This window comes from Streptomyces sp. NPDC002088, from assembly GCF_040296605.1.
In the GTDB taxonomy this organism is placed as follows: Bacteria; Actinomycetota; Actinomycetes; order Streptomycetales; family Streptomycetaceae; genus Streptomyces.
This window is the reverse complement of the sequence record NZ_JBEOXO010000009.1, coordinates 175,074-188,140: the sequence shown is the minus strand read 5'-3', so window position 1 is coordinate 188,140 and position 13,067 is coordinate 175,074. Positions and strand designations below refer to the sequence as shown.

Sequence of the window (13,067 nt, the reverse complement as noted above, 5' to 3'; positions counted from 1 at the left end):
TGAGCCACCCGTACGACTGCTTTCACCACCCACACGCGCGTGTGGGTGGTGTCGGCGGCCACACGTGCGTGCGTCGGGGACGGCGCAGGGCCGCCCGCTCCCGGTGACGTGCGCGATCCCGGCGCTGAGCGGCGCCTCAGCCGCCCGCTCGCAGTACCGCCGCCACGATCGGGCCCGCCGCGTCGCCGCCGTGGCCGCCCTCCTGGGTCATGGCCGCTGCCGCGATGTCGTTGCGGTAGCCGGTGAACCAGCTGTTGGACTTGGACTGGCCGTCGACCTCGGCGGAGCCGGTCTTCGCGCCGATGCGGCCGCTGAGGTCGGCCATCACGTGGGCGGCGGTGCCGCTGGTGGCGGTGCGGTTCATCATGGAGCGCAGTTGCTGGACCGTACTGCCGGACAGGCCCCGCGCCGTGGCGAGTTCGCGGCCGTCGAGGCTCTGGGGCACGATCACCGGCTGGTGGAAGGCGCCCGTCATCGCGGTCGCCGTCACCGAGGCCATGTTCAGCGGGCTCATCTGGACCTGGCCCTGGCCGATCATGTTGGCCGCCGTGTCCGGGCCGCCGGACGCCGGGACGGAGCCGTCGAAGGAGGGGATGCCGGTCTTCCAGTTGTCGCGGCCGAGCCCGAAGCGGTCCTGCGCCTCCTTGGTCAGCGAGTCCACCTTGACCGAGTCCGCGAACTTCACGAAGGCCGTGTTGCAGGAGCGGGCGAAGCTCTCGGAGAGGGTCGCGTTCTCGTTCGGGGTCATGCCCGCGAGGTTGTGGAAGGTCTGGCTCTGCCAGACCGCGTCGGGCGTACAGGGAGCCGGGCCGTTCGCGGTGGTGAGCCCGAGGTCGATGAGGGTCGCCGCGCTGATGATCTTCATTGTGGAGCCGGGGGCCACCTCGCCGAGGAAGGCCGCGTTGAAGGAGTCCGTCCGGTTGTTCGCCACCGCCAGCACCTCACCCGTGCTCGGCTTCACGGCCACCACGGACGACTCGGCGTAGTTCTTCACCGCCTTCTCGGCCGCCGCCTGCGCGCTCGCGCTGAGCGTCGTCGGCAGCCGGCCCGCCTTGCCCTCGGCGAGGGTCAGCAGCGGCGTGTCGGCGGTGTCCGCGGCGGCGTGATGGATCGCCAGCTCGATGCCGGCCGTCCCGCCCGCCTGGTCGCCGTACTTGTCGCGCAGCTCGTCCAGGATCGGCCCGAGGGAGGGGTACTTCTCCTTCGTCAGCACCTTGCCGTCGCGGTCCACGGCTTCGATCGCCGGCGCCGACGACTCGCCGGTGACCAGGGTGTCGTCCATGCCCGTCAGCTCGGGGTGGACGACCGACGGCTGCCAGTCGACCAGCGCCTTCCCGGTGGTGAGCCCGCGCACCACCGTCAACTGGCTCTTGTAGTCCAGCGGCTTGGACTTCCCGTCGTAGGACACCGTCGCCTTCACCGTGAAGGGAACCGTGTCGCCGCTCGCCGCACCCGGCGTGATCTTCACGTCCGTGATGTGCGCGGCCTCGCCGTAGGACGTCAGCAGCGGCTCGGCCTTGGCCTCGTTGTTCGTGTACGCCGCCGCCTCCGCCGCCTGCCCCTTCGCCCAGGCCGCGAAGAACTTGGCGGTCGTGTCCTTCACCTCGTCGCTGCTCGGCGGGCCGGTCTTCACGGGCGCCGGCCCGCTCGTCCCCGACCCTCCGTCACCGTCTCCGTTCAGCGCGGACACGACGTTGAAGGCGCCGTACCCCGCACCGCCCAGCATCACGGCGAACACCGTGCTGACTATGGCGGTCTTTGCCCCCTTGCGCATGTGCCAGTCCCTCCCCGTTCCCCGTTGTGTGCCCTCCCGGACACTTTTCTGAACGCGTTCAGAAAATGCCCATCGGGCTCACAGTAAACGGAAAGCGGGGCTCCTGGTACTGGAGTTACCGGAATCGTTAGACCCAGGTGTCCAACCACATACGTGAACGCCAGTCGTCGATCGGGATGGCGGTCCCCGTGTACAGGGGCCAGAAGTAGATGAAGTTCCAGGCGATGAGCAGGACCAGGACCCCCGCGCCCGTCGCCCCCGCGACGCGTCGCGTGTCGCTCGAACCCGGTGGTCCGACGATCGCGCCGATCAGCATCGCGACCGCCAGGCACAGGAACGGCACGAAGACGACGGCGTAGAAGAGGAAGATCGTGCGCTCCTGGTACATGAACCAGGGCAGGTATCCGGCCGCGATGCCGCAGGCGATCGCGCCCGCGCGCCAGTCGCGGCGGAAGAACCAGCGCCACAGGACGTACACCAGCGCGAAGCAGCCCACCCACCACAGCATCGGCGTGCCGAGCGCCAGGACCTCGCGCGCGCACTTCTCGCCCGCGTCGGAGGGGCAGCCGTCGGCGCCGGGCGCGGGGGACTCGTAGAAGTACGAGACCGGGCGGCCCAGCACGAGCCAGCTCCACGGGTTCGACTGGTACGTGTGCGGCGAGGAGAGGTTGACGTGGAACTCGTAGACCTCGTGCTCGTAGTGCCACAGGCTGCGCAACCAGTCCGGGAACAGCCAGGACCAGCTGCTGTTCTTCCCGTCGGTGACGGCCCAGTTGCGGTAGTAGCCGCCGGAGCCGTTGTCGGGGGAGAGGATCCAGCCGGTCCAGGACACGAGGTACGTGGCGATCGCGACCGGGACGGTGGCCAGGAACGCGATGCCCGTGTCGTACTTCAGGACGGGCACGTACGCGTTGCGCGCGCCGGCGACCTTGCGGGAGCCGACGTCCCACAGCAGCGTCAGCACGCAGAACGCCGCCACGACGTACAGGGTGTTCCACTTGGTGCCGAGGGCCAGGCCGAGCATGAGCCCGGCCGCCCAGCGCCAGGGGCGCCACCCGAGGCGGGTGGTCTCGGCGACGTCCGCGTTCGGCCGGACCCGGCCGTCGGCCTCCGCCGGGAGTGCCGCCGCGAGTTTCTCGCGCGCCCGGTCGCGGTCGATGACCAGACACCCGAACGCGGCCAGCAGGAAGAACATCAGCACGCCGTCGAGCAGCGCCGTACGGCTCATCACGAAGTGCAGTCCGTCGACCGCCATGAGCGCGCCCGCCAGGCAGCCCAGGAAGGTGGAGCGGAAGATCCGGCGGCCGATCCGGCACAGCAGGAGCACGCTGAGCGTGCCGAGCAGCGCCGTCATGAACCGCCAGCCGAACGGGTCGAACCCGAAGATCAGCTCGCCGAGTCCGATGACGTACTTGCCGACCGGCGGATGCACCACGTAGGCCGCGTCCGACGGGATGGTGACGTGCCCACCCGAGGAGAGGATGACGTCGTTGGCGTTCTTGTCCCAGTTGACCTCGAAACCGCGGTGGACGAGCGCCCACGCGTCCTTGGCGTAGTACGTCTCGTCGAATATCACCGCCTTCGGGCTGCCCAGGTTCCAGAACCGCAGCACGCCCGCCATCAGCGTGACCAGCAGCGGACCGCCCCAGCCGGACCAGCGCGCGAGGCGCTCGGCGAGCGTGTGCGGGATGCCGAGCGCCGCCCACAGCCGCGGGCTGGGCTCGGCGTACGGCGGCACGAGCCGCTCGCGGACGTCGCTTCCGGGCCCCGCCGTGTCCGCCGAGTAGCCGAATCGGCGCAGCCGCTGCTGCCACGACGGCCGCTGGTCGTGCGGGGCCTGGCCCTGCCGGATGTCCGTGGAGGACGCGGTACTGGTCACCGCGCCATCGTAGGGAACCGTTCTGTGTGAGTCCCGTGCATGGGCGGTACCGGTCCGGATGCGTTCCCCTTCGTCGCCCCCTGTCGTCGACCCCTGGGAGGATGGAGGCGTGACTGGAACCCTTGTTTTGGCGGGCACCCCCATCGGCGACGTTCAGGACGCCCCTCCGCGGCTCGCCGAGGAGCTGGCCGGTGCCGACGTCGTCGCCGCCGAGGACACACGGCGGCTGCGGCGTCTGACGCAGGCGCTGGGCGTCACACCCAAGGGGCGGGTGGTGTCGTACTTCGAGGGCAACGAGACGGCCCGTACGCCGGAACTGGTCGAGGAGCTGGTGGGCGGCGCGCGGGTGCTGCTGGTGACCGACGCGGGGATGCCGTCCGTCTCCGACCCCGGCTACCGGCTGGTCGCGGCGGCCGTCGAGAAGGACATCCGCGTCACCGCCGTACCCGGCCCGTCCGCCGTGCTCACCGCGCTCGCGCTGTCCGGGCTGCCCGTCGACCGCTTCTGCTTCGAGGGGTTCCTGCCGCGGAAGGCGGGCGAGCGGCTGTCGCGGCTGCGGGAGGTCGCGCAGGAGCGCCGGACCCTCGTGTACTTCGAGGCCCCGCACCGGCTCGACGACACCCTCGCCGCCATGGCCGAGGTCTTCGGCGCCGACCGGCGTGCCGCCGTCTGCCGCGAGCTGACCAAGACGTACGAGGAGGTCCGGCGCGGCGGCCTGGCCGAGCTGGCCGCGTGGGCCGCCGAGGGCGTACGCGGTGAGATCACCGTCGTCGTCGAGGGAGCGCCCGAGCGGGGCGCCGAGGAACTCGACGCCGAGGAACTCGTGCGCCGGGTGCGGGTGCGCGAGGAGGCGGGGGAGCGCCGCAAGGAGGCGATCGCGGCGGTGGCGGCGGAGGCCGGACTGCCCAAGCGCGAGGTGTTCGACGCGGTGGTGGCGGCGAAAAACGCGGGACGCTGAGGCGTAGCCGCGCGGGACGCTGAGGCGTAGCCCACACCCCGTATGGCATGGCCTCTGAGCAGGGTGCGTCTCCCATGAGCGCGCGCCCCATGCGTGGGCAAAGGGCTCTCGTGAAAGGCAAAGCCCAGAGCCGGTGGCCGGGGCCGCTTGGGCAAGGACGGCCCAAATCGCCTCCAACACTCGACAGGCCTGATGCGTTCGCGCCGGTGGAGGCGTCCACTGGGAGCAGGGACGCACCCGTCCCTCGCCCCAAGGGGATTCCGGGGGGAATCCCCCACGCCGGGGGCGCTTGTCCAGCGGACAGCAGGAGCTGGCATGAGTGAGTTCACAGGGCAGACCGGCCTCCGCGGCGCAGCGACGGCCGTGGTCAACGAGTCGTATTCCTTCGCCTGCATGCATTGCGGGCACGGCTGGGAACAGTCGTACGAAATAGAGCACCACACGGACGCCGACGGCCACGAGTTCGTGCTGTACGTGGCAGGCGGCCACGTCGTGCCGTCCCCGCTGAGCCGCCCCGCCTGCGTGAACTGCGACGGACACGTCGTACGGATCATGCGCGCGGGCCAGGTGTCCTCCGTGCAGAACCACCTGCACGGGCAGTCGCACCCGACGCCCCGCCTCACGGAGGAGGCGGCGGCTCCGGCGGCGGAGGGGGCGGAGGGGGCGGAGCTCAAGGAACACCACCACTGGCACCTGTCCGATCTCCTGCACCCGTTCCACCGCAAGGCGAGCTGACGCCCCGCGGCATCGATGACGGCATGCCCCTTTCGTAGGATCGGGGCATGCCTTCGAACGACGACAAGAACGCGGCGCCGCCGCTCCCGGAGCCCCTCCGGGTGCCGGTCGCCGACTCCCACACCCACCTCGACATGCAGTCCGGCACCGTCGAGGAGGGCCTCGCGAAAGCGGCGTCAGTGGGGGTCACGACGGTCGTCCAGGTCGGCTGCGACATCAAGGGCTCACAGTGGGCCGCCGAGACCGCGGCGGCCTACGACAGCGTCCACGCGACCGTCGCCCTGCACCCCAACGAGGCCCCGCGCATCGTCCACGGCGACCCGGACGGCTGGTCGCGGCAGGGGGCGCGGGTACCGGGCGGCGCCGCCGGGCTCGACGAGGCGCTCGCCGAGATCGACCGTCTGGCCGGGCTGCCCCAGGTGAAGGGCGTCGGCGAGACGGGACTGGACTACTTCCGCACCGGTCCCGAGGGCAAGGAGGCGCAGGAGACGTCCTTCCGCGCCCACATCGAGATCGCCAAGCGGCACGGCAAGGCGCTCGTCATCCACGACCGCGACGCCCACAGCGACGTTCTGCGCGTGCTGAAGGAGGAGGGCGCTCCCGAGCGGACCGTCTTCCACTGCTACTCCGGCGACGCCGAGATGGCGGAGATCTGCGCCCGCGCCGGCTACTTCATGTCCTTCGCCGGCAACGTCACCTTCAAGAACGCCCAGAACCTGCGGGACGCCGTCGCCGTCGCCCCGCTGGAACTGCTCCTCGTGGAGACCGACGCACCCTTCCTGACGCCGGTCCCGTACCGCGGACGGCCCAACGCCCCCTATCTCATTCCGGTCACGGTCCGCGCCTTGGCCGCCGTGCGGGGCATCGACGAGGACGCGCTGGCGACGGCCCTCGCGGCGAACACGGCCCGCGCTTTCCGTTACTGAAAGTAGCCGGTTCGTAACCAGTAGATAACGCTCGCCTGGGCCCGACTGCGGCCCAACGGCTACTGTGCGTAGTCGAGCCGCTTTGGAGAGTGGCGATCGCTCCGCTAGGTTCTGGCCCGATCCGGACCCCTCTGGCCCTCTGGAGCGTGTCGCGTGAGCAATTCGCAGTACGAGACGGACGAGACGTACGAGACGGACGAGACGTACGAGTGGTACGGGAAGTATGGGGAGTACGGGCAGTACGGGCAGTACGGCGCCTCGAGCCCCGGCCCCGGCCCCGGCCCCGACCCGACCCCGGCCCAGTGGTCCGAGGCGTCGGCCTACGGCGGCTTCGACGTGCACAGCGCGCGGACGCTGGCGGCATACGGCGTGTACGCGGCGCCGAGCGAGTACCAGGACACCTATCGGCCCGCGTACGAGGTGTCCGAGGCGGCGACGCTCCCGCGCCAGGCGGGGCGTGTGGCGGGTGCGGACGCGCCCACGCTTGCGGACGCGCCCGCGTTCGGCGAGCGCGTCGTCACGGACCGGCGCTCCCCGCGTCGGCGCAAGGCCCGGTACGCCGAGCGTGCGGACAGTCGCGTGCGCCGGCTGCTCCCGCGGGCGCTGGTCGTCGTCTTCCTGGCCGGCGGCACCACCGCCTTCGTCGCCAAGGACAAGGCCGTCGAGCTGAGCGTCGACGACAAGCCACGTACCCTGCACACCTTCGCCGACGACGTGACCGAGCTGCTGGCGGAGGAGGGCGTGGCGGTCGGGGCGCACGACATGGTGGTGCCCGCGCCCGGCACGGCCCTCGCCGGCGGCGACCAGGTCGTGGTGCGCCACGGGCGCCCCGTACGGCTCACGCTCGACGGACAGCGGCGTGAGGTGTGGACGACGGCGAACACGGTGGAGGAGGCCCTCGAACAGATGGGGGTGCGCGTGGAGGGTGCCCACCTGTCCACTTCGCGCTCCCGGCGCATCGGGCGCGAAGGGCTCGCGCTGTACGTGCGCACCGAACGCGCCGTGACGATCATGGCGGACGGCCGTGCGCGCACCGTCCGCACCAACGCCGCCACCGTGCGCGAGGCCGTCGACCAGGCCGGGGTCACCCTGGACGGCCAGGACACCACCTCCGTCCCGCCCGGGAGCTTCCCGCGTGACGGGCAGACGGTGACCGTGCTGCGGATCACCGACAGCAAGGAGGTCCAGGAGAAGCCGATCCCGTTCGAGGTGCGGCGCACCGACGACGCCTCGCTGTACAAGGGCACGGAGGTCGTCGAGCGGCCTGGACGGCCGGGGCTGCGGCGGGTCACGTACGCCCTGCGGACCGTCAACGGCGTCAGGCAGAAGCCGCGACGCGAGAAGTCCGAGGTGGTGCGGGAGCCGCGGGACGAGCTGGTGAAGGTCGGTACGAAGCCGCGGCCGCCGTCGGTCCGTGACGTCGACCACCTGAACTGGAAGGGCCTCGCGGCCTGCGAGTCGGGCGGGCGGCCGAACGCCGTCGACCCGTCGGGGACGTACGGGGGCCTGTACCAGTTCGACACCCGGACCTGGCACAGCCTCGGCGGCAGCGGGCGGCCGCAGGACGCGTCGGCGGCGGAACAGACCTTCCGGGCGAAGAAGCTGTACCTGCGGCGGGGAGCGAGTCCTTGGCCGCATTGCGGGGCGAGGCTGCGGGGGTGATTCCGCCCAGCCGCGGGCAGTCGTGCCGCTGGGGCGGCACGGGTGGGCGCGGCTGGGCCCCGACAGCGCCGGGCCGCGCGACCCACCCCCGCGCACGAGCGCCGGGCAACCGGAACAACCAGGCCGCCCGCAGCCCCGTACCCTTGTGCCGTGAGCAGCCCCACCCCTGACGCCCTGCTGGGCCCCGCCGACATCCGCGAACTGGCGGCCGCCCTCGGGGTGCGCCCGACCAAGCAGCGCGGCCAGAACTTCGTGATCGACGCGAACACGGTCCGCCGTATCGTGCGCACCGCCGAGGTCCGCCCCGACGACGTGGTCGTCGAGGTCGGTCCGGGGCTCGGCTCCCTCACCCTCGCGCTGCTGGAGGCGGCCGACCGCGTCACGGCCGTGGAGATCGACGACGTCCTGGCCGGCGCGCTGCCCGCGACCGTCGCGGCGCGGATGCCGGAGCGCGCCGACCGGTTCGCGCTCGTGCACTCCGACGCGATGGACATCACCGAGCTGCCGGGCCCCGCCCCGACCGCGCTGGTCGCCAACCTCCCTTACAACGTCGCCGTCCCCGTCCTGCTGCACATGCTCGACACCTTCCCGAGCATCGAGCGCACCCTGGTGATGGTGCAGTCGGAGGTCGCCGACCGGCTGGCCGCGCCGCCCGGTTCGAAGGTGTACGGCGTCCCGTCCGTGAAGGCCAACTGGTACGCGGAGGTCAAGCGGGCCGGCGCCATCGGCCGCAAGGTCTTCTGGCCCGCGCCGAACGTCGACAGCGGTCTGGTCGCCCTCGTCCGCCGCACCGAGCCCGTCAAGACGACCGCCTCGAAGCGCGAGGTCTTCGCCGTCGTCGACGCGGCGTTCGCCCAGCGCCGCAAGACGCTGCGGGCCGCGCTCGCCGGCTGGGCCGGTTCCGCCGCCGCGGCGGAGGCCGCGCTCGTCGCGGCCGGGGTGTCCCCGCAGGCGCGCGGCGAGGCGCTCACCGTCGAGGAGTTCGCGCGCATCGCCGAGAACAAGGAGTCCGGTCACCAGTGAGCGTCACCGTGCGCGTCCCGGCCAAGGTCAACGTCCAGCTCGGCGTGGGCGCCGCCCGTCCCGACGGCTTCCACGACCTGGCCAACGTCTTCCTGGCGGTCGGCCTGTACGACGAGGTCACGGTCACCCCGGCCGACGAGCTGCGCGTGACCTGCGCGGGGCCGGACGCCGACCAGGTCCCCCTGGACCGTACGAACCTGGCGGCGCGCGCGGCCGAGGCGCTCGCCGAGCGGTACGACCGCAGCCCCGACGTGCACATCCACATCGCCAAGGACATCCCGGTGGCCGGCGGCATGGCGGGCGGCAGCGCGGACGGTGCGGGTGCGCTGGTGGCGTGCGACGCGCTGTGGGGGACGGGCGCCTCCCGCGACGAACTCCTCGACATCTGCGCCGAGTTGGGCAGCGATGTGCCGTTCAGTCTGGTCGGCGGCGCGGCCCTCGGCACCGGGCGCGGCGAGAAGCTGACGGCCCTGGAGGTCGGCGGCACCTTCCACTGGGTGTTCGCGATGGCCGACCGCGGGCTGTCGACCCCGGCCGTCTTCCGGGAGTTCGACCGGCTCGGCGCGGGGCTGGACATCCCCGAGCCCGTCGCCTCCGAGGAGCTGCTCGACGCCCTGGCCAAGGGTGATCCCGACGCGCTCGCCGCCGCCGTCTCCAACGACCTTCAGCCCGCCGCCCTCTCGCTCTTCCCGGAACTCGCCGGCACTCTCGCGGCCGGCCGCACGGCGGGCGCCCTCGCCGCGCTGGTCTCGGGCTCCGGCCCGACCACGGCCTTCCTCGCGCGCGACCCCGAGTCGGCGGCCGAGGTGGCGAAGGCGCTCAGGGCCTCCGGCACGTGCCGCACCGTCCGCACGGCGTCGGGCCCGGCACCGGGGGCCACGGCGCTGCCCCCCGCATCGCCCGCATCACCCGCATCACCCGCATCGCCCGCATAAATATGCGGGCCAAGTTGTTACCTACTTCACGGTAATTAATTGTTCGCCAATGAACTGCATGATCCTTTTCGCGCGGGTCTGCTCCACGGTGAGTGCTGGCATGATCGGCCATCCCCGGTCCTCCGTTACCGGCGGTAGTTGCTGCGTGCGGCCATGACCGCGCGCCATGCCCGAGAGGAACTCCCATGGGGCACATGGATCATTTCAGTGCCGGATGGGTCACCCCCGTCCTGTCCTATGTGATGGCCTGCGTCGGTTCGGCGCTCGGACTGCGCTGCACCGTCAGGGCGCTCGAGGCGGACGGCGCCTCCAAACGGAACTGGCTGTTCCTCGCCTCCTTCGCCATCGGGTCCGGAATCTGGACGATGCACTTCGTCGCGATGATGGGCTTCTCCGTGGAGGGCACGCCCATCCGCTACGACGTGCCGCTGACCGTGCTCAGCCTCGTCCTCGCGATCGCCGTCGTCAGCGCCGGCATCTTCACCGCCGGATACGGCCGTTCACGCGTGACGTCGGTCCTGCTCGGCGGCCTCGGCACCGGTCTCGGTGTCGCCGCGATGCACTACGCCGGCATGGCCGCGCTCAATCTGCACGGCCGGATCGACTACGACCCGCTGCTCGTCGCCGCGTCCGTCGTGATCGCCGTCGTCGCCGCGACCGCCGCGCTCACCCTCACCCTCATCGTGCGCGGACCCCTGCTCGCCGCGGTATCGGCCCTCGTCATGGGCCTCGCGGTCAGCAGCATGCACTACACCGCGATGTGGGCCGTCGGCGTCCGCCTCGACCCCAGCAGCGCGGAACTGCCCGGCGTCACGGCCACCGAGTTCCTCTTCCCGCTCGCCGTCCTGCTGGGTTCCTTCCTCTTCCTGACCTCCGCGTACGTCGCCCTGTCCCCGACGGGCAAGCGCCACGAGTCGGCCGTCGCAGCCGAACTGCTGCGCGAGGTCGAGCTCACCACCGCCTGAGCCGAACTCACCGCTTGAGCCGAGCTCTCCACCGCCTGAGCCGAGTGCCCCCTCGGCGAGAGCCGAGCGCCACCTCGGTGCGCTCGGCCCGGGCCGTATTGCCTTCACCCTCCCTGAACGAGGTCCCCCCCATGCGTGTGCGTCGCCATACCTCCGAACGACTCCGTCCCAGATCCGTCCGGGCGAAGATCGTCGCCCTGCTCATGCTGCCCATCGTGTCCCTCATGGCGCTGTGGGCCTTCGCCGCCGTGACGACCGCGTCGAGCATCGGCGACACCGAGACCGCCAAGGACGTCAATTCCCGCCTCCTGGCCCCCCTCGACGACCTCGTCACCGCGCTCCAGGGCGAGCGCACCGCGGCCGTCCGCTACGCCGCCGCCCCCGACTCGGCCGGCCTCACCGCGCTGAAGGCGGCGCAGAAGACCACCGACACGGCCACCGCCGCGTTCACCGACGGAGCCAACGCCTCGACCGCGGACGCCGGGCTCCTCGACGCCGGGCTGCCCGCCCGCATCGAGCGGCTCTCCTCCGACGTCAAGGGCCTGGTGAGCCTCCGCTCCCAGACCAACGAGAAGGGCAAGGCGTCGGCCGCGTACACCAGGTACTCGACCGTCATCGAGCACGCCTTCGCCGTCACCGGCGCGCTCACCGGCCAGAAGGCCACCGACGCGGCCTCCGAGGCGCGGGTCGTGCTCGAACTCGCCCGGGCCCGTGACGCCGTCGCCCGGGAGCGGGCGCTGCTCGCCGCCGCGGGCGCGGCCGGGCGGCTGACCGACGAGCAGTACGCGCTGTTCGTGGGCGCGGTGGCGACGCAGCGCGAGCTGCTCGAACCAGCGGTCGCCGATCTGAAGGCCGCGCACCGGGCGGCGTACGAGACGGTCCTCGACACCGGGAGCTACCAGAGTCTGGCCGCCGTGGAGGACCGGGTGCGCAAGGCCGGCCCCGGCGCCTCGGCGGTGTCGCACAGCGTGCTGTCCGGCTGGCCGAAGTCCGCGGACGCCGTGCTGAAGGGGCTGACCGTCGCCGAGACGAAGGCCGGTACGGGCGCCACCGCCCAGGCCGACCCGTTCGGCTGGGACACGCTGGGCGCGTCCGGTGTCGCCGTGGTCCTCGGCCTGGTCGGCGTGCTGCTGTCGCTGCTGGTCTCCGTGCTCGTCGGCCGTGGACTCATCGTCGAACTGCTCGACCTGCGCAACTCCGCGCTGGAGGTGGCCGGCCGCAGCCTGCCGCAGGCCATGCGCAGGCTGCACGCCGGACAGGGCGTCGACATCGACGCCGAGGCTCCCATGCGCCGGCTGGCCGGCGACGAACTGGCCCAGGTCGGCACCGCCCTGACAGCCGTCCAGCGGGCCGCGCTGAAGGCCGCGTCCGAGCGGGCCGAACTGCTCAGCGGGATCTCCGGGGTCTACGTCAGCCTCGCCCGCCGCAGCCAGGTGCTGCTCCACCGCCAGCTGGACCTGCTCGACACGATGGCACGCCGGCAGCAGGACCCGGCGGAGCTGAACGACATCTACCGGGTCGACTACCTCGCCACCCGCATGCGCCGCCACTCGGAGAGCCTGCTGATCCTCTCCGGCATCGCGCCCGGCCGCGGCTGGCGGGATCCGATCCCGATGGCGGACGTGCTGCGCGCCGCCGTCGCCGAGATCGAGAGCGCGCCCCGGGTGCAGATCTGGGCGGCGCCGAGGGTGTCCGTGGTGGGCGGCTCGGTCGCCGACGTGATCCACCTGCTCGCCGAGCTCGTGGAGAACGCGGCCGCGTTCTCGCCGCCCAGCACGCAGGTGCAGCTGCGCGCGGCCCGGATGCGCGAGGGCCTGCTCATCGAGGTCGAGGACAGCGGCTTCGGCATGAACGAGGAGGCGATGGCCGAGGCCAACCGCAAGATCCAGTCCGAGAAGGTCGACCTCCTCGACGCCAAGCAGATCGGCCTGTTCGTGGTCAACCGGCTGCGCGAGCGGCAGGGCCTGCGCGTGGAGCTGCGCCAGTCTCCCAACGGCGGGGTCACCGCGGCCGTCCTCATCCCGGAGACCCTGATGCGCGACGACATGCCGGTGGCCGACCAGGCGGCCCAGGGCCGGGGGCTGGCCCCGGCGGCGGCGCTGATACAGCAGCAGCGGCTGCGCGGGGCCCAGTGACCCTGACCTGACCTGCGGGGATCGGTCACCGACCGGCGAGCACTAGGCTGGGAGGCTGACCGTCCCCGTGCGCAG

Annotated in this window: 10 protein-coding genes; 8 read left to right on the top strand and 2 right to left on the bottom strand. The window is 72.0% G+C overall.

The window, feature by feature from the left end; all coding sequences use genetic code 11:
- Positions 1–136: 136 nt before the first annotated feature.
- Both ABT114_RS21335 and ABT114_RS21330 read right to left on the bottom strand, forming a co-directional pair.
- Positions 137–1,774 (bottom strand): penicillin-binding transpeptidase domain-containing protein, encoded by a 1,638-nt coding sequence (locus ABT114_RS21335; RefSeq protein ID WP_351144375.1) that lies wholly within the window; start codon positions 1,772–1,774, stop codon positions 137–139.
- 127 nt (positions 1,775–1,901) lie between these two features.
- Positions 1,902–3,653 (bottom strand): dolichyl-phosphate-mannose--protein mannosyltransferase, encoded by a 1,752-nt coding sequence (locus ABT114_RS21330; RefSeq protein ID WP_351144374.1) that lies wholly within the window; start codon positions 3,651–3,653, stop codon positions 1,902–1,904.
- Positions 3,654–3,762: 109 nt separating this feature from the next.
- Here ABT114_RS21330 and rsmI point away from each other — a divergent pair, with 109 nt between their 5' ends.
- The 8 genes from rsmI (at position 3,763) to ABT114_RS21290 (ending at position 12,992) form a co-directional block, all read left to right on the top strand.
- Positions 3,763–4,611, top strand: a complete 849-nt coding sequence (gene rsmI / locus ABT114_RS21325) for a 16S rRNA (cytidine(1402)-2'-O)-methyltransferase (protein WP_351144373.1) — start codon at positions 3,763–3,765, stop codon at positions 4,609–4,611.
- 315 nt (positions 4,612–4,926) lie between these two features.
- Positions 4,927–5,346: a hypothetical protein gene (locus tag ABT114_RS21320; RefSeq protein ID WP_351144372.1), complete on the top strand. Its 420-nt coding sequence runs from the start codon at positions 4,927–4,929 to the stop codon at positions 5,344–5,346.
- Between the two features lie 47 nt (positions 5,347–5,393).
- Positions 5,394–6,272 carry a TatD family hydrolase gene (locus ABT114_RS21315; RefSeq protein WP_351144371.1) on the top strand — a complete coding sequence of 293 codons (879 nt, stop codon included), beginning with the start codon at positions 5,394–5,396 and terminating at the stop codon, positions 6,270–6,272.
- A gap of 153 nt (positions 6,273–6,425) precedes the next feature.
- A complete protein-coding gene (locus ABT114_RS21310; protein WP_351144370.1) occupies positions 6,426–7,934 on the top strand; it encodes a resuscitation-promoting factor in 1,509 nt (502 codons plus the stop codon).
- Positions 7,935–8,084: 150 nt separating this feature from the next.
- Complete coding sequence (gene rsmA / locus ABT114_RS21305; RefSeq protein ID WP_351144369.1) at positions 8,085–8,957, top strand: 16S rRNA (adenine(1518)-N(6)/adenine(1519)-N(6))-dimethyltransferase RsmA; 873 nt, start codon at positions 8,085–8,087, stop codon at positions 8,955–8,957.
- Positions 8,954–9,892, top strand: coding sequence for a 4-(cytidine 5'-diphospho)-2-C-methyl-D-erythritol kinase (locus ABT114_RS21300; protein ID WP_351144368.1), 939 nt, complete (start codon positions 8,954–8,956; stop codon positions 9,890–9,892). The genes rsmA and ABT114_RS21300 overlap by 4 nt, the downstream gene beginning before the upstream one ends.
- 185 nt (positions 9,893–10,077) lie before the next feature.
- Positions 10,078–10,857: an MHYT domain-containing protein gene (locus ABT114_RS21295; protein WP_351144367.1), complete on the top strand. Its 780-nt coding sequence runs from the start codon at positions 10,078–10,080 to the stop codon at positions 10,855–10,857.
- Positions 10,858–10,988: 131 nt separating this feature from the next.
- On the top strand, positions 10,989–12,992 hold the full coding sequence (locus ABT114_RS21290) for a sensor histidine kinase (protein WP_351144366.1): 2,004 nt from the start codon (positions 10,989–10,991) through the stop codon (positions 12,990–12,992).
- Positions 12,993–13,067 lie beyond the last annotated feature (75 nt).

Excerpts from the sequence above, each read along its gene's own strand:
- ABT114_RS21295 (WP_351144367.1), top strand. The coding sequence starts at position 10,078 with ATGGGGCACATGGATCATTTCAGTGCCGGATGGGTCACCCCCGTCCTG.
- ABT114_RS21335 (WP_351144375.1), bottom strand. The coding sequence starts at position 1,774 with ATGCGCAAGGGGGCAAAGACCGCCATAGTCAGCACGGTGTTCGCCGTG.
- ABT114_RS21315 (WP_351144371.1), top strand. The coding sequence starts at position 5,394 with ATGCCTTCGAACGACGACAAGAACGCGGCGCCGCCGCTCCCGGAGCCC.
- ABT114_RS21320 (WP_351144372.1), top strand. The coding sequence starts at position 4,927 with ATGAGTGAGTTCACAGGGCAGACCGGCCTCCGCGGCGCAGCGACGGCC.
- ABT114_RS21290 (WP_351144366.1), top strand. The coding sequence starts at position 10,989 with ATGCGTGTGCGTCGCCATACCTCCGAACGACTCCGTCCCAGATCCGTC.